Source organism: Flagellimonas ochracea (genome assembly GCF_009903685.1).
GTDB lineage: Bacteria > Bacteroidota > Bacteroidia > Flavobacteriales > Flavobacteriaceae > Flagellimonas > Flagellimonas ochracea.
Genome location: NZ_JAAABI010000005.1, coordinates 1 through 17,749, shown reverse-complemented (window position 1 = coordinate 17,749; position 17,749 = coordinate 1). Strand labels below are relative to the sequence as shown.

Below are 17,749 nucleotides of genomic sequence, written 5' to 3'. Positions count from 1 at the left end.
AGCCCTGTCTATCACTAAAAATCATGCAGATTCTCTACTCTCCTAAAGACCATGTAAGATCTATGTTGGAGTTGGAAGGGGATACCCGAACGTAGCCTTGCATTTCTTGGTGCAGGGCTGAGCAAAAATCGGTACAATAGAATGGCCATACACCCGGTTGTTTGGGCTCCCACACAAAGGTTTCCGTTTGTCCTGGCATAATCAATAACTCTGAAGTATTTGCTCCGATTATACTTACGCCATGGGGCACATCATAATCCTGTTCCAAATTGGTCACGTGGAAATATACTTTGTCCCCCACTTTGATTCCCTCAATATTATCAGGATTGAAATGGCTACGGATCATGGACATATAAATATGAACTTCATTCCCATCACGTTCCACACGAACATCGGCATCTGAAGTAATGCCATATTTGTGTTTATTCTCTGTTAGGTTAAAGATTTTTTTGGAACGTTCCTTGACGATATCTGCGGCAATGCCGGCGGCGTAGTGTGGCTCACCTACTGTTGGAAAATCCAATAGGAGTTCCATCTTTTCGCCTGAAATGTCATATAACTGTGCCGATTGGGTGACTTCTGGACCTGTTGGCAAATATCTGTCCTTGGTGATTTTATTCATGGCCACTACATACTTACCGAATGGTTTTCTGGAATTACCGCCAGGAATCATTAAGTGACCCACAGAATAATAACACGGCTGTCTATCAACAACTTCCCAAGTACCCAATTTCCATTTTACAACTTCAGAGGAAATGAAAAATGTGGTATAGGCATTACCATTGCCATCGAACTCGGTATGCAATGGCCCTAGACCAGGTTGGCTTACGGTTCCGGCCAATACATCCTCAAAATTTAGGATGGGTATGCCATAGGCGTCTCCATCATACTTTTCACCCTCAATGGCTTCGAGCATTTTGGTAAATGAGTGTACTGTTAAATCTGCGGAGAGTTTTCCGTTACCTACAATGTATTCTCCGGTCGGGTCAACATCACATCCGTGTGGAGATTTTGGGGTCGGCAACAAAAATACAGCTCCGGGCACCTCCGCTGGATTCACTACCCGTACCTCTTTCTTCATAGTAGAGGATCCAGTATGGGTCTCTTCGTCATATACGTTGTGTGCATAGTTGGCAGGCATCATGGTTCCTCCTCCGTTGTTTACATATTCCTCAATTTTCTTCCAATTTACCGCAGCGATGAAATCTTTATCATTTTGGGAAGCATTTACCTCGAGTAATGTACTGGCCTCCTCTGTGTTATATGTGGTGAAGAAGAACCATCCATGGGATTTTCCTCTTCCCGGATGGGATAGGTCATAATCAAACCCAGGCATGATCAACTGAAACTTTATGTCCATTCCACCATCCTCTGGGTCCACACTGATAAAGGTGAGTGCACCCTTAAAATTACCCTTATATTCGTTAATGGGCATATCGCGTTGTGGAACCGGAACGGAGAATCGAGTCCCTGCCACCACATATTCGGTGTTCTCGGTTACAAAGGCCGAGCTGTGGTTCCCTGCACTATTGGGTATTTCAATAATTTCAGTGGTTTCAAAAACGCTAAGGTCAATTTTGGCTATTCTTGGGGTATTGTTTCCATTGATGAAAACCCATCGACCATCCAGTTCCCCATTGGTCTGGGAGATATCTGGGTGGTGTGAATCGTCCCAGGGAATGAATCCATGGGAAGTGTTCAACATAGGTTTGGTTTCCTCGTTATATCCCCAAGCTTTTTCAGCATCTTGAGAAAATACGGGTATAACCTTAAAAAGTCTGCCCGATGGAAGACCATACACCGATAATTGGCCACTGAATCCTCCTGAAATAAATGCATAGAACTCGTCATGTTCCCCGGGAGCGACATATACTCTTTCCGCTGCATTTGAAGTAAGTGCTCCATTATTACCTTGATTTTGGTCCTTGCAACTGAATAGTATTAGGGACAGGCCCAAAATAAATAGTATTGGATTTTTGATTGTTCTCATAGTTATGATGTTATTAGTTGTTTTAATTTATTCAGATGGTGGAAGAATTACCTTGTCCACAACATGTACAATTCCATTTCCTGCAGGAACACTGGCAATAATCTTGGCTCCACCCACGTAGACATCATCTCCCTTCACTTCAATCATTACATTTTGATTATTGGCCTGTCCAAGTTTTTTGAATTTTTTCAAAAAATCTTTAGTGTACCTGCCCGGCGTCACATGATATTTTAGAATATTGGCCAGATCATTTTTGTTTTCCGGTTTCAATAGATTCTCCACAGTTCCTTCGGGAAGGGCATCAAATGCCGCATTGGTCGGGGCAAAAACCATTAAAGGCCCTGCGTTAACCAATGCATTCTCAAGTTCCGCAGCTTGAACCGCTGCAACTAACGTTGTATGATCTTCGGAACCAATGGCAATGTCCAAAACGTTGGGTGTTGCTTCATCATCTTTTAAAAAAGCTTGCCCTTGCTTTGTGGTAGGCTGTCCAGCTTCTGTATTGGAAGTGGTGGTAGTTTCTGTTTTAGCCTCGTTTTTACAGCTAAAGAAAAGACATACTGTAAATAACGAACCAACTAACAATTTAATCTTGGTGGTTGTTTTCATAAGTGGATATTATAATGTTCTAAAGTATTCTAGCACGGCCCTGGCCTCCTCTTCAGTGAGACCTTGGTTGGCCATGGGAGATCCGTTGAATTCAATGAGCAGCTCTTTGGCCAGTGGGTCTTCCTTAACCATCACCTCCGGATTCAGAATCATGTTCATCACCCATTCGGGAGATCGTCTATCCAAAATTCCGTCGGGTGCAGGACCAATGAACTTTTTCCCAATCCTATGACAAGCAAGACACATTCTATCATAGACCTCTTTGCCCTTATCGGCCATGGCCTGATCTATTTGGTCGTCCAAGGTCATGGACTTGATCGGGCCAACTCCTATGTTGCCCAAATCAACTCTTTCCGAGGCTTTGACCACATTTGTTTCAATAGTGCTCTGCTCTTTTTCTTGTTCGGTTTTCTGTCTTTTAACACTAAAGCCATCCTCTTTTTTTTCAGTCTTTCCGCCGCAACCCAAAATAAGTGACGCTATTAGTGCTATGCTTAATGTAATACTGGTTTTCATGGGCTTTTTTTAATAATTCCTCAAAAGTAGATAGCCGAATTTGCCAAAAACATGATTTAAATCATATTTAAGACAAAAACATCTTTTTATCCTTATATTTTGAAAAAACGAACGAAAATGCTTTCCAATTCGGCCAAATATGCCCTAAAAGCGGTATTGTATCTGTCACTGAATTCAAATGAGGAAGAGAAATTGATGACAAAAGATATCAGTGACAAAATCAAGGTGCCAAAATCCTACTTGGCCAAACTGCTACAGGATTTATCCCGTCACGGCATAATTTCTTCCACCAAAGGCCCCAAAGGTGGATTTTATCTAACCAACAACGACAAAAAATTATCCTTGATCGAGATTATAGAAGTCATTGATGGTAGACAACGTTTAAACTCTTGCGTGCTCGACCTTGAGGCGTGTAATGACAAAAATCCATGTGTTCTTCACGATATTGTAGGTCGGGCCAATAGTGAATTTGTAAAGAGTCTTCAAAAAACAACAATTGAAGACCTGATAGCTGATATAAAAAAAGGGAAATCTGTTTTTCCTTTCGAATGAGAGAAGTCATCAAACGTTAAAATCCATATACTTCAAGATAGATGACTTTATACGCAGTAAGGTTAGCAGAAAAATGTGCGAATAGTTTGCACATAAAAAAGCCTCAGAAAATCAAAATCTTCTGAGGCCTTGTGTTTACTTTGTGGGCCCTACTGGATTCGAACCAGTGACCCCCTGCTTGTAAGGCAGGTGCTCTGAACCAACTGAGCTAAGAGCCCGTATTTTCTCAAAACGGAGTGCAAATATAGCATCATTTTTTACATTCGGAAAAGAATATCACAAAAAATCATACGATTTCTGCAACCACAAATGTACTGCCTCCAACAAAGACGAAGTCATTTTTTTCAGCGGCGTCCAAAGCCGCATGGTATCCGTCCTTAACAGATGCGTATCCAACCCCGTTAATTCTGTTGTCAGAGGCCAATTTTTGGACCACCTCCACCTCCATTCCTCGAGGTACATCGGGCTTTACGAAATAATAGTGGGCATTTTTTGGGAACAGCTTCAACAAGCTTATTACATCCTTATCGGTCACAAAACCTAAAACTAGATGTAATTCCCGAAAAGTTTCTTCCAGAATCTGGGTTATCACTAGTTTCAACCCATCTTTGTTGTGAGCCGTGTCACACACCACGGTGGGATTATTTCCCAATACTTGCCACCTTCCTAAAATTCCAGTATTGGCAACCACATTTTTCAATCCTTTTAGAATGGCCTCATTGGTTATTTCATAGTCCTTGCTAAGTTGTTTTAAACATGCGACCACACCACGAATATTTCTTTTTTGATAGTGGCCGTTCAAATCTGATTCGTAATCCGCAATTTCCAATTCATCTGCAAAAACAATATTGGCCCTTCGTTGATTAGCAATCAATTTGAATATGGTCTCAGTCTCAGGTTGGCGCTCACTAATCACCACCGGTACATTGGGCTTTATTATGCCTGCCTTCTCCATTGCTATTTTTTCCAAACTATCGCCAAGTATATTGCTGTGGTCAAATCCGATATTGGTGATCAGGCTCACTTCCGGGATAATGATGTTCGTAGAATCCAAACGCCCACCTAAGCCCACTTCAATTACCGCAACGTCTACCTTTTCTTCCGCAAAATAAGTAAACGCCATTCCCACTGTCATTTCAAAAAAAGAAAGCCGATGAAGCTCCAAAAAAGATCTATGATCAACTATAAACTGCTTCACAAACTGTTTGCTGACCATTTCCCCATTAATCTTAATGCGTTCACGAAAGTCTTTCAGATGGGGAGAAGTGTAAAGTCCAACCTTATACCCTGCCTCTTGAAGAATGGAAGCAAGCATATGACTGCTAGAACCTTTACCGTTGGTTCCTGCTACGTGGATGCTTTTAAATTTTTCTTCTGGATTGCCCAACACTTCGGAAAAAAGGATTGTGTTATCCAATTTATCCTTATAAGCAGCTGCACCCTTTTGTTGGTACATGGGCAATTGGGCAAACATCCATTCCAGTGTTTCCCTGTAGGTCACTATTGCCCTAATTTAAAGTTTACAACTACGAAGCCTATTTGCTCAGCGGGAGCATTGGCGTCTAGATTCCATCTGTGAAGTTGAGCCGTTTCCTTGGCGGGTTGAAGAAGACACGGAGCATTGTTGGTTGTTCCCTTAACACCGGGCGTTGCTTGAATTACCCGACCGTTTCTTCCCACGACAATCCGGACGACAACACGGCCTTCCTCATTGCATTTTTGCTGCACTTTTCCTTGATTGACCAGTGACCGCCCTTTGAGACCATAACCTCCTGTACCATTGCCATTGCCCGGAACTCCATAATAGGAGGTTGCATAAGGATTACCATCGGGTTGACCCTTGTCACCAGCCTTGTTATCATCACCTTCACTGCCTGTGGCACTTCCATCGGATTTACCAATACCTCCGATTAATGCGTCCAGACTTTTTTTCTTAGCATCCTGCTCCTGTTTTATTCGTTCTTCCGCCACCCGTTTCTCCCTAGCCATACGCTCGGCCTCCAATTGTGCCTTTTTGGCAACTTCATCGGCTTTCCTTTTGGCTTCTCTTTGCTGCTTAATTTTTATGGTTTCTTCGACTTCACTTGTCAAAACCTTTTCTACCGGCTCCTCTTTATCGGTTTCCGGTTGGGTTTCCGGTTGGGCTTGTTCCATAGGCTGAGACTGCACCTTTTTGGGCTCAGAACGAATCTTCTCTTTAGGCTGTATATTTCCACTTCCGTAGTCCATGGTTCCAAAGTTTACGGCAATTCCATTTTCAATGGGTGGGTCCAAGTATGTGAGTCCGATATAAAAAAGCAACAGAAGAAGTACGCTCAATATCAAGGTAGTGAGCGTAAAGGATTTTTTCTTGTGTCTCGTATCTAAAAACGACATTATTTTGGCCGTACGGCCAAGATTACCTTGTAACTATTTCTATTGGCAATATCCATCACGTTTACTGCCTCTCTTATGGCCACATTTTCTTCTGCCCTAAGGATAATGGTAGGCTTCTCTTGACCTTCAAGTACTTTTTTTAATTCAATTTCAATGTATTCCTTACTAATCTGTTCGTTGTTGACAAAATACTCCAAGTCCTTGTTTATGGTCACAGAAACATTTTGTGTATTGGTGGATTTTCCTTTTGCCTTTGGCAAGAGCAAATCCAACGCGTTGGGTGCATTGGAAGTTAACATGAAAAAGACCAAAAGCAAAAACACAATATCCGTCATAGACGACATACTGAATTCTGGACTTACCTTGTTTCTACCTTTCAATTTCATACCACCTCTTAAATAGGTTCATTCAATAGGTCCAAAAACTCAACGGCGTTGGCCTCCATTTTGTGAACCACCTTATCCGTTCGGTTTACTAAATGATTGTATCCAATGTAGGCGATGATTCCCACAATGAGACCCGCAACCGTTGTGGTCATGGCCGTATAGATTCCTGAAGCCAACGAACCCATTTCTGCTTGTCCACCACTACTTGCCATTTCATGAAAGGCCAAAATCATACCAATTACTGTTCCCAGAAACCCAATCATTGGAGCGGCACCGGCCACAGTGGCCAGAACACTTACATTTTTTTCGAGTTTGTACACTTCCAACGTTCCAGCATTCTCAATGGCGACATTAATGTCCTCCAAGGGCTTACCTATTCGAGAAACCCCTTTTTCGGTCAACCTCGCTACCGGTGAGTCCGTTTGGGCACACAATAATTTTGCGGCCTCCAACTTTCCATTCATGATATGATCACGAATCTGATTCATAAAGTTTTTGTCGATTTTGGAAGCGGCCTTTATGGCAAAAATGCGTTCAAAATAAATGTAGAGTGCCACAAAAAGTAGCACAAAAAGTACCATAATGATGATGACACTTCCGGTACCACCGTTAACAATCAAATCAACGACGGATAGGGTCTTTTCTTCCGAGATGGATACACCAAGCTCAGCCCCTTCCTCTAAGTCCTGAAAAAAAATCATATAAAATCCCCAATTTAAGTTGCAATAATAACGGAGATTTTTGAGCTAAAGTATTTTTTAGACTAAATATCTCATCATCATAAAACAAATGGCTCCTGCAATGAAACCGATGAAAGCCAACCATCCTATTTTACGGAGATACCAAAAGAAGTCTATTTTTTCCATACCCATGGCAACAACCCCAGCAGCAGATCCTATAATCAACATACTGCCCCCTGTTCCTGCCGAATAAGCTATAAAGTGCCATAACTGATTGTCTATTGGTTCTGAAAACATGCCCAAACTTGCTGCAACCAAGGGTACATTGTCAATCACGGCCGACCCGATTCCCAACAAAATAACCACCAAATCAGAAATTTCGGTGCCTGCCATTTCAGTACCCAACAACGGCATTCCCTGTTTCAGCCCTTCTGCAAAGTTGAACAACAAGCCTAATGATTCAAGGGCGGCAACCGCCATCAAAATACCCAAAAAGAAGAGAATACTGGGCAATTCAATTTTGGTCAAGGCACTGTGAACTGGACTATGGTGTGCTTCTGCATCGCTTTCTATGTCCACAGAGGATATGGCAATTTTTGAACTACTGTATATCTCTGCAAATGTAGCCACAATCGCCAAGGACAACATCATACCAACATAGGGGGGTAAATGCGTGACTGTTTTAAAAACGGGCACAAACACGATGGCGGTCAACCCTAAATACAGCATTGTGGCACCAAATTTTGATTTTGGCCCAGAGTCTTCTTCAACGTCTATTTCACCCTTGAACGCCGGAAGAAATGAGGCGATGAAAGACGGGATTATCATACAGACCAACGAAGGTATGAGCAAATTTTTAATCAGCATCATGGTCGTAACCTTGTTCCCAATCCATAACATGGTAGTGGTAACATCGCCAATAGGCGACCAGGCACCTCCTGCATTGGCGGCAATGATAATGAGACCAGCATACCAAATTCGTGTGTCCCTATCAGCAATAATCTTCTGAAGAATGGAAATAAGCACTATGGTAGCAGTAAGGTTGTCTATGATTGCCGAAAGTATAAAGGCCAAGAAAGAAAAAATCCACAAAATCTTCCTTTTACTCCGTGTTTTAATGAACGACTTTATGGTCGCAAAACCATCGAAATAGTCAATAATTTCCACAATGGTCATAGCACCTAAAAGGAAAACCAATATTTCCGAGGTTTTTCCCAAATGGTGCAATAGGGTTTCCTCCAAAATGTGCATCTTTTCCTCATGACCAAAGCTGGAAAAGTTTTCGAGCAGTGTGTGTTTGCCAGAATCAAACCAAGTCGTGAAACCATCAATCCCAAATGCCATGAGCGCCCAGAGAACAGCCATCATTGCCAATGCAGGAATAAGTTTGTCAATTTTAAGATTGTGTTCTAGGGTTATCGCCAAATATCCAATGACAAAAATTACTATCAGGAGGGTTTCCATGTTTGGTTCGGTTTATTTAGGTGAATATGTTATTGAAGTGTTCAATTCTGCTTAAAGATATTCAAAATGAGTTTTTCCACATAATGTTCTTTGCATAAAAATGGACTCCTCCAGAATCCAGCAGAATCAGGGGGTCTAAAAATTCTTTAAGTCATTCTCATTTTTTGGGGGCATCCACTAAAAAATTACCATTATAAACCTATCTTTGTATCCCATTTTTAACCATTTCTCATTTTTATGGATTTTTCACTTTCGGAAGAACAGTTGATGATACAGCAAGCCTCCAAGGATTTTGCACAAACTGAACTTTTACCAGGCGTTATAGAACGCGATGATGCTCAAACATTTCCAGATGAACTACTAAGAAAAATGGGGGGATTGGGCTTCATGGGCATGATGGTAGATGAAAAATACGGTGGTAGTGGATTGGGCACACTTTCTTATGTTTTGGCCATGGAAGAATTGTCCAAAGTGGATGCCTCAGCATCAGTGATGGTTTCCGTGAACAACTCCTTGGTTTGTTGGGGGCTCGAAACCTACGGTACCGAAGAACAGAAAGAAAAATACCTTACAAAACTCTCAACGGGAGAAATTATTGGCGCATTTTGCCTTTCCGAACCAGAAGCCGGTAGTGATGCCACTTCCCAAAAAACCACTGCAATCGACAAAGGTGACCACTATGTAGTAAATGGAACTAAAAACTGGATAACCAATGGCGGCAGGGCCGAAGTGTTCTTGGTCATTGCCCAAACGGACAAAGACAAAGGACATAGAGGAATAAATGTCCTTATCGTGGAAAAAGGCATGGAAGGCTTTGAAATTGGGCCCAAAGAAAACAAATTGGGCATTAGGGGCAGTGATACACATTCATTGTTATTCAACGATGTAAAAGTTCCAAAAGAAAACCGTATTGGAAATGATGGATTTGGATTCAAATTTGCCATGAAAACCCTGGCCGGGGGCAGAATAGGAATAGCCGCCCAAGCTTTGGGCATTGCTGCAGGAGCTTACGAGCTATCGTTGAAGTATTCCAAAGAAAGAAAAGCATTCGGAACGGAAATTGCCAACCACCAAGCAATCGCATTCAAACTGGCCGATATGCACACCAAGATACAGGCCGCTAGAAATTTAGTGTACCAAGCTGCCATAGATAAGGACACCGGAAATGACTATACACTTTCAGGGGCCATGGCGAAACTTTACGCTTCTGAAGTTGCCATGGAAACCACTGTTGAAGCGGTTCAAATATTTGGCGGAAACGGATTTGTGAAGGATTACCATGTTGAACGGCTCATGCGGGATGCAAAAATTACACAGATTTATGAAGGAACTTCTGAAATTCAAAAAATCGTTATTTCAAGAACTATATTAAAAGATTAGTCATTGTAATTTTTTTTGCCCCTTAATTTATAGGGGTGCATTCTACCAAAACAAAAAAAATAAAGCATACTGCCCCTCTTTTTTGCGCAATATTTCCCAAGAATAAATTCTTTATTGAGCTGAAGCCCCTTATCATAGAATAAAAGGCTTTATCATCAGTGTATTTTGAGATAATCACAATATAGCACCCATCAAATTTTCAATTTGCATATTTTTTAAGCTTTTCACTTATATGTTGATTATTTTATTGTATATCGTAAAAAACCTTATTATTAATTCAGTCATTTTGATATTTTTGAAGAAATACCATAATGATGATGATGAAAAAGCAAGGTTTATATTTACCAGAATTTGAGCATGATAACTGTGGTGCAGGATTCATTTGTAGTCTTAAAGGAAAAAAATCCAATGACATTATACATAAGGCTCTTGAAATCCTGGATAAACTTGAGCACCGAGGAGCTGTTAGTTCCGATGGTAAGACTGGAGATGGCGCTGGTATTTTAATTGACATCCCCCATGATTTCTTTACCGAGGTATGCACATTCGCACTTCCAGAAGCTGGGGCATACGCTGTAGGCAATGTTTTTTTACCCCAAAAGGAAAATCAACGTATCTTTTGCAAATCCATTTTGGAAGAAAGCATCAAAAAGCAGGGCCTTCAGTTGTTAGGTTGGCGCGACGTTCCCGTAAACCGTTCGGTACCAGGGAGAATCGCCGCAGAAACCGAACCTTACGTAAAACAAATATTTGTCGGCAAAGGAGAAGCGCTAGACGATTTTCAGTTTAACTTAAAACTGTTCATCGCCAGAAAAATTACCGAGCATGCCATTATTGAAAGTAAACTTTCCCAAAGCCAGTTTTTCTATGTTCCTAGCCTTTCCACCAAAATTATCATATTCAAAGGCTTATTGGTACCGACCGATATCAGTAGATACTACGAAGATTTGTTGGACCCCAGAGTGGTAACCCGTTTGGCGCTGGTACACCAAAGATTCTCTACCAATACTTTTCCCACGTGGGATTTGGCCCAACCTTTCCGCTACATGTGCCACAATGGGGAAATCAACACCCTAAGAGGCAATGTATCTCGCATGCGTTCTCGTGAGGAGTTGATGCAGAGCGATTGGTTTGGAGAGGACATTAGAAAAATTATCCCCGTCGTTTTACCAGGAAAATCTGACTCCGCCAGCATGGATATGGTAGTTGAGCTACTGCTGATGACCGGTAGGTCGCTACCGGAAGTAATGATGATGCTAGTTCCTGAAGCATGGGAAAAAAATACCGAAATGTCAACCTCCAAAAAAGCATTCTACGAATACAATTCTTGCTTAATGGAGCCTTGGGATGGACCCGCTTCCATTCCTTTTACTGATGGAAATTATATAGGTGCTGTATTGGACCGTAATGGGCTTCGCCCATCGCGATACTCGGTCACCAAGAAAGGGTACGTAATCATGTCCTCCGAAACCGGAGTCGTGGAACTCGATCCTGAAGACATTGAATTTCATGGTCGTTTAGAGCCTGGAAAAATGTTTTTGGTAAACATGGAAGAGGGCCGCATTATTAATGACGAAGAAATTAAAGAATCCATTACCAAGAAACACCCCTACCAAAAATGGCTGAAGAACAATTTGGTACACTTAAGGGATATTCCCTATAATGAATGTCCGGTGTTCTATGGAGAATTTCCCTTGACAACCCGGAGAGCTGCGTTCGGATATACTCTGGAAGATATCAACACCATCATCATGCCCATGGCCGAAAAAGGCAAAGAGCCAATTGGCTCTATGGGTTCAGACACCCCGATCGCTGTGCTATCGGAAAGACCACAATTAATCTACAACTACTTTAAACAATTGTTCGCACAGGTGACCAATCCACCTTTGGATGGAATCCGCGAAGAATTGATTACGGACATCAGCCTTACTTTGGGCAGTGATCAGAATATTTTTGAGATCAACGAGCTGCATTGCAGAAAATTGAAAATACAGAATCCTGTCATTTCCAAGGAGGATTTGGACAAAATCAAAAACTACGATGCCAGTCCGGACTATAAAGTGGTTTCAATTTCGACACTTTATGAAATTGCAAAAGGACACAACGGCTTGGAGGAAGCTTTGGATGCCGTCTTACAACAGGCTTCCAATGCTATAGAAGAGGGAGCCAATATCATTATTCTATCGGACAGAATGGTTAGCACCGAAATGGCAGCAATTCCAGCGCTTTTGGCCTGTTCTTATGTAAACAGTGGCTTACGAAAAATAGGGCGGCGTTCTAAATTGAGCATCATTATCGAGTCTGCTGAACCGCGCGAGGTGCATCATTTCGCTCTCCTTTTTGGATTTGGGGCAAGCGCTATAAATCCTTATCTGGTGAATGAAATCATCGGCGAGCAGATCAAAGAAAACAACATTACAGAATATACCTTTGATGAAGCAATCAGCAACTACAACAAAGCGGTCGGCAAGGGTATTTTAAAAGTAATGAACAAAATTGGGATTTCCACACTTAACTCGTATCGTGGATCTCAACTATTCGAATGCATTGGCATAAACACCAAGGTAGTGGATAAATATTTTCCCAATACCCCGACCAGAATTCAGGGAATTGGGTTGTACGAAATTGAAAAGGAGGTAGCAAAACGCCACAACAAAGCATTCAAAAATCAGGAGTTAGCAGCCAATCTTGATATAGAGATTGGCGGAGAGTACCGTTGGAGAAGAAATGGGGAAAAACACATGTTCAATCCATCAAGCATCGCCAAGCTTCAAAAATCGGTGCGCAATAACGAGCCGGAGACTTACAAGGAGTATGCCAAGTTGGTCAATGAGCAATCCAAAAATCTAATGACAATCCGTGGGTTGTTTGAGTTTTCAAACTACGACCCTATTCCACTTGAAGAGGTGGAACCCTGGACAGAAATCGTAAAACGGTTTAAAACAGGTGCCATGTCCTACGGAAGCATCAGTAAGGAGGCCCATGAAAATCTTGCGATTGCCATGAACCGAATCGGCGGAAAAAGCAATTCGGGTGAAGGTGGAGAGGATTCGGCTCGTTTTTATAGAAGTCAAACAGGAGATTGGAAAAACAGTGCCATCAAGCAGGTGGCATCCGGTAGATTTGGTGTCACTTCCAATTATCTTACCAACGCCCAAGAAATACAGATTAAAATGGCCCAAGGGGCCAAACCAGGTGAAGGCGGACAATTGCCAGGCCCAAAAGTGAACCCAGCTATTGCGAGGACGAGGAATTCAACACCCTATGTGGGATTGATTTCGCCTCCGCCGCACCACGACATCTATTCCATTGAAGATTTATCCCAACTGATTTATGATTTGAAATCGGCCAATAGGGATGCGCGCATCAATGTGAAATTAGTTTCCGAAGTAGGTGTGGGTACAGTTGCCGCAGGTGTGGCAAAAGCAAAGGCCGACGTTATCCTTATCTCTGGTTTTGATGGTGGAACGGGGGCTTCTCCACTTACATCATTGAAACATGCAGGTCTTCCTTGGGAATTGGGAATTGCCGAGGCACAACAAACCCTTGTCCTCAACGATTTAAGGAATCGTGTTGTTTTGGAATGTGACGGACAGCTTAAAACAGGAAGGGATGTTGCAATTGCCTGTCTACTCGGTGCCGAAGAATTTGGATTTGCCACGGCACCCTTGGTGGCTTCCGGATGTGTTATGATGCGTGTTTGCCATTTGAATACATGTCCAGTCGGGATTGCCACCCAGAACCCAGAACTGAGGAAAAAGTTCCAAGGCAAACCGGAGCACGTGGTTAATTACATGTATTTTGTGGCCCAAGAGCTTCGGGAAATTATGGCCAAACTCGGTTTTAGAACCTTGAACGAAATGGTAGGACAGGTACAAAAATTGGATAGAAAAAAGGCCATTGACCATTATAAGGCGGCGGGTATCGACCTAACCCCAATCCTCCATCAAGTTAATGTTCCGGAGGGTACCAAATTTTATAATTCGGAAAAGCAGATTCACGATATCAACAAATCTATAGAGTTTGACATCATTGCAAAAGCGCACCCTGCTTTGTTCCGAAAAGAAAAGACTACGTTGGATTTTCCAATTTACAATACCGATAGAGCCGTGGGAGCCATTATCAGTAATGAGATTTCTAAAATTTATGGTGCTGACGGTCTACCGGACAATACCTTAAAGTTGAACTTCACAGGATCGGCAGGACAAAGCTTTGGTGCATTTGCCACAAAAGGATTGACCATGGTAGTCTATGGGAACACCAACGATTATCTTGGAAAAGGACTTTCAGGAGCCAAATTGGTCGTGAAAGTGCCGTTCAAATCCACCCTAAAACCAGAAGAAAATGTAATTACCGGCAATGTGACCCTCTATGGAGCAACTTCTGGTGAAGCCTATATAAATGGAAAGGCCGGCGAACGTTTCTGCGTAAGAAATTCAGGAGCCAAGGCAGTGGTTGAAGGGATTGGCGACCATGGCTGTGAATATATGACGGGGGGAATTGCTGTGATTCTTGGAGATGTGGGTAGGAACTTTGGTGCCGGAATGAGCGGTGGAATCGCCTATGTGTACAATAAAGATGGTTCCTTTCAGAAAAAATGTAACGGAGAGCACCTAAATCTGCTACCTGTGGACGAAAACAAAGACGTTAACCAACTAAGATCACTAATTGAAAACCACTACAATGCCACATCGAGTCCACTGGCCCAAGAAATATTGGAAAACTGGGAAGCATGTCTGCCCAAGTTTATAAAAGTATTCCCGGAGGAATATCGACAGGCCTTGATTCGATTGGAACAAGAAAAAATGGAAACCTTATAATTTAAGCGATGGGAAAAACTACAGGATTCATGGAATTTGATAGGAAGGTGGAACCCTATGTTCCTGTCGAAAAACGTATCAAAAACTATAAAGAGTTCACCGCACCGCTTAAACAAGATGAACTCAAAAACCAAGGTGCGCGCTGTATGGATTGTGGCATTCCCTTTTGTCACAGTGGATGTCCGTTGGGCAACCTGATTCCCGATTTTAACGATGCCGTTTACCAAAGTAAATGGGAAAAAGCCTCAAGAATATTACATGCTACCAATAACTTTCCAGAGTTCACGGGCCGACTTTGTCCAGCACCCTGTGAGGAAGCCTGTGTGTTAGGCATCAACGAGGACCCAGTTTCAATAGAAAACATTGAAAAAAATATTGTAGAGACCGCTTTTAAAAATGGATGGATCAAACCGGAGCCACCTATCAAACGTACCGAAAAAAAAATAGCCGTCATAGGATCTGGCCCAGCAGGTCTGGCGGCAGCCCAGCAACTTAACCGGGTAGGGCATAATGTAACCGTTTTTGAACGAGATGAAAAAGTGGGGGGGCTTCTACGTTATGGAATTCCCGATTTTAAGATGGAAAAGAACGTGATCGACAGACGCTTGGAAATCATGAAAAAAGAAGGTATCGAATTTAGAACAGGAGTACATGTTGGTGCGGATGTTAAAGCAAATCAACTAAAAAAAGACTTTGATGCCATAGTGCTTTGCGGTGGGGCAACCATAAGAAGAAATCTGCCCATTCCAGGTTCTGATTTAAAGGGCGTGGTCCAAGCCATGGACTTCTTGCCACAAAACAACAGAAAGGTAGATAGCATTCCTTTTAAAGGGGAAGACATCTCAGCAAAAGGAAAGAAAGTCATTGTTATCGGTGGGGGCGATACCGGTTCTGATTGTATTGGAACCTCCATTCGACAAGGTGCTGTTTCAGTAACAAATTTTGAGATTATGCCCAAAGGAACAACCGAACGTCCTGCAGAACAACCATGGCCTTTTTGGCCGATGCGATTACGGACCAGTACTTCGCATCAAGAGGGAGCAGAACGGGTTTTTAGTATTTCCACCAAAAAATTCATTGGCGACAACAATGGCAACTTAAAAGGGTTGATCACTTCAGAGGTTGTCTGGGACAAAAAGCCAGGGGAGCGACCTGTATTAAAAGAGGTGGAAGGAACCGAAAAAGAATGGGAATGTGATTTGGTCCTTCTAGCATTGGGCTTCACCGGCTCTGAAACCACGGTTGCAAATCAGTTGGGACTGGAAATGGACCCAAGAACCAATATTAAAGCTTCTACCGCGAATTATAAAACCAATATTCCCGGAGTGTTTGTCGCAGGAGACCAACGTAGAGGTCAATCTTTAATTGTTTGGGCCATAGCTGAAGGACGACAGGCGGCATATCATGTGGATTCATATCTAATGGGAAAATCCGAACTGCCCTTAAAAGGTGAAGGAGATTTACCCAGGGTATAACAGTGCATTTCAACCATTATGCTCAGCGAGGATTTAAAGAAATCAATTTAACTCTTATTAGGATTTGATTAATCCACTTTGCCAAACGTCTTATTGCTGATAAGAGGTTTGGCCCATATTCCTATACTAAAAATAAAGGCCAATCCGATAAAATTAAGCAACATACCTGTCTTAAGTGAGGCATGGTCAATGATAAAACCAATCAACAATTGCATTACTGCTCCACCCATAATACCGCTCATTAGAATTCCAGTAAAGGAACCATGGTGCTCCTTAAAAGAGTTCAAGGCCAACGAAATAATGATGGGATACATTACCGACATAAAAAAACCGCATGCCTGGAAACTGTACAAGGAGATATTGACTGGAGCAAACAAGGCCAATACCAAACAAAGGATGGAAATTCCGGTAAACACTCGTAAAACAAGCTTACTGTCCAATACTTTGAGCAAAACCAAGCCCAGTAATCCACCAAGCGTCATCAAGCCCCAAAAGTTGCCTACTGCAGCGGCTCCAACAGTTTCAAAATCCAATCCATGGTAGTTCTGCAAGAATTTTGACATCCAGTAAGAAATACCTTGTTCCGTACCCACATAAGTGAAAATCCCTAAAAAGTACAGGATTACTATACGATTATGAATTAGTTTCTTAAATACAGTCCAGGTTCCCATTTTCTCTTCACCTCTTAGTTCCATGCTTGGGAATCTCAAGAACATTACCACAACAACCATCAACAGACTTAACGCAGCAAAAAGAGCATACATAAGCACCCAGTTCAACTCCTCCGAAAAAAGCTGGGACAGCCAATCACTGGAAGTCACACTGTCTACTGGTGAATCAGGTGATTGGGTGACAAATTTGGAATATACGTATGGACTCAAAAAAGCTGCTGCACCAAAACATAATTGTCCTAATACTGAGTTGAACGCATAATGTTCCTCCCCTCCAGAAACCCTTAACAATGGATTGATTACCACTTGTAAAATGGCCATCCCACAGCCGATGGTAAACAAACTCAGCAAGAATATTTCAAAAGTTGGAAGCAAAACGAAAAGTATAGAACCCAAAAAAGACATCAGAAAGGCAGATACCAGCATTTTTCTTTCACCATGGGTTTCCAAAAGTATGCCAGCCGGAATGGACATTAAACCGTAAGCGATAAAAAAAGAAAAGGGAAGAAAACCTGCCATGGTTTCTGTTAAACCAAAACTCAATGAAGCACTAGGGTTCAAGGCACCCAATACATTGGTCAAAAAAGAGATTACAAAAAATGTCAGCAGTACAAATACAACTAAATTGTTGTTTCTAATATTGGTTTTCATAAAAACCAATATACTCATTTCATTCTAGAGATCTTTAAGGAAAATACCAATAAAAAAAGGCCCGATACGCATTGCATCGGGCCTTGAGGAAGGCGGCGACCTACTCTCCCACCTGGTGTGGCAGTACCATCGGCGCTAACGGGCTTAACTTCCCTGTTCGGAATGGAAAGGGGTGGGCC

The 17,749-nt window shown here is 42.2% G+C and carries 13 protein-coding genes, 1 tRNA gene and 1 rRNA gene; 4 read left to right on the top strand and 11 right to left on the bottom strand.

The features are described from left to right. Positions 1-34: 34 nt before the first annotated feature. The 3 genes from nosZ to GTQ34_RS13075 are packed head-to-tail and all read right to left on the bottom strand — an operon-like array spanning position 35 to position 3,115. A complete protein-coding gene (gene nosZ / locus GTQ34_RS13085; RefSeq protein ID WP_166524265.1) occupies positions 35-1,990 on the bottom strand; it encodes a Sec-dependent nitrous-oxide reductase in 1,956 nt (651 codons plus the stop codon). Between the two features lie 27 nt (positions 1,991-2,017). Continuing rightward, the gene (locus GTQ34_RS13080; RefSeq protein WP_166524264.1) at positions 2,018-2,599 is read right to left on the bottom strand and encodes a fasciclin domain-containing protein; all 582 of its coding nucleotides are present in this window, start codon (positions 2,597-2,599) and stop codon (positions 2,018-2,020) included. Positions 2,600-2,608: 9 nt separating this feature from the next. Beyond that, positions 2,609-3,115, bottom strand: a complete 507-nt coding sequence (locus tag GTQ34_RS13075; protein ID WP_166524263.1) for a c-type cytochrome — start codon at positions 3,113-3,115, stop codon at positions 2,609-2,611. A gap of 117 nt (positions 3,116-3,232) precedes the next feature. Here GTQ34_RS13075 and GTQ34_RS13070 point away from each other — a divergent pair, with 117 nt between their 5' ends. Further along, entirely contained in the window at positions 3,233-3,667 is a 435-nt protein-coding gene (locus GTQ34_RS13070) for an RrF2 family transcriptional regulator (RefSeq protein ID WP_166524262.1), read from the top strand. Positions 3,668-3,810: 143 nt separating this feature from the next. On the opposite strand, the gene GTQ34_RS13065 is transcribed toward GTQ34_RS13070, so the two are convergent. The 6 genes from GTQ34_RS13065 to nhaD form a co-directional block, all read right to left on the bottom strand. Next, positions 3,811-3,885: transfer RNA gene (locus GTQ34_RS13065), tRNA-Val, on the bottom strand. A gap of 68 nt (positions 3,886-3,953) precedes the next feature. After that, on the bottom strand, positions 3,954-5,168 hold the full coding sequence (locus GTQ34_RS13060) for a bifunctional folylpolyglutamate synthase/dihydrofolate synthase (protein ID WP_166524261.1): 1,215 nt from the start codon (positions 5,166-5,168) through the stop codon (positions 3,954-3,956). Beyond that, a complete protein-coding gene (locus GTQ34_RS13055) occupies positions 5,168-6,043 on the bottom strand; it encodes an energy transducer TonB (protein ID WP_166524260.1) in 876 nt (291 codons plus the stop codon). Before GTQ34_RS13055 ends, GTQ34_RS13060 begins: the two co-directional genes overlap by 1 nt. Continuing rightward, positions 6,043-6,429, bottom strand: a complete 387-nt coding sequence (locus GTQ34_RS13050) for an ExbD/TolR family protein (RefSeq protein WP_166524259.1) — start codon at positions 6,427-6,429, stop codon at positions 6,043-6,045. The genes GTQ34_RS13055 and GTQ34_RS13050 overlap by 1 nt, the downstream gene beginning before the upstream one ends. Before the next feature lie 8 nt (positions 6,430-6,437). Further along, positions 6,438-7,130, bottom strand: a complete 693-nt coding sequence (locus tag GTQ34_RS13045) for a MotA/TolQ/ExbB proton channel family protein (RefSeq protein ID WP_166524258.1) — start codon at positions 7,128-7,130, stop codon at positions 6,438-6,440. A 57-nt stretch (positions 7,131-7,187) separates the two neighbouring features. After that, positions 7,188-8,573 (bottom strand): sodium:proton antiporter NhaD, encoded by a 1,386-nt coding sequence (gene nhaD, locus GTQ34_RS13040; RefSeq protein ID WP_166524257.1) that lies wholly within the window; start codon positions 8,571-8,573, stop codon positions 7,188-7,190. A gap of 237 nt (positions 8,574-8,810) precedes the next feature. Between nhaD and GTQ34_RS13035 the strand changes: the two genes are divergently transcribed. From GTQ34_RS13035 to GTQ34_RS13025, 3 genes are all read left to right on the top strand, one after another. After that, the gene (locus GTQ34_RS13035) at positions 8,811-9,953 is read left to right on the top strand and encodes an acyl-CoA dehydrogenase family protein (RefSeq protein WP_166524256.1); all 1,143 of its coding nucleotides are present in this window, start codon (positions 8,811-8,813) and stop codon (positions 9,951-9,953) included. A gap of 314 nt (positions 9,954-10,267) precedes the next feature. Further along, complete coding sequence (gltB, locus tag GTQ34_RS13030; RefSeq protein WP_166524255.1) at positions 10,268-14,773, top strand: glutamate synthase large subunit; 4,506 nt, start codon at positions 10,268-10,270, stop codon at positions 14,771-14,773. An 8-nt stretch (positions 14,774-14,781) separates the two neighbouring features. Then, entirely contained in the window at positions 14,782-16,248 is a 1,467-nt protein-coding gene (locus GTQ34_RS13025) for a glutamate synthase subunit beta (RefSeq protein WP_166524254.1), read from the top strand. A gap of 68 nt (positions 16,249-16,316) precedes the next feature. Here GTQ34_RS13025 and GTQ34_RS13020 read toward each other — a convergent pair whose 3' ends face one another. Further along, positions 16,317-17,570 carry an MFS transporter gene (locus GTQ34_RS13020; RefSeq protein WP_166524253.1) on the bottom strand — a complete coding sequence of 418 codons (1,254 nt, stop codon included), beginning with the start codon at positions 17,568-17,570 and terminating at the stop codon, positions 16,317-16,319. Positions 17,571-17,657: 87 nt separating this feature from the next. Then, positions 17,658-17,749: ribosomal RNA gene (gene rrf / locus GTQ34_RS13015) — 5S ribosomal RNA — on the bottom strand; the annotation flags it as partial.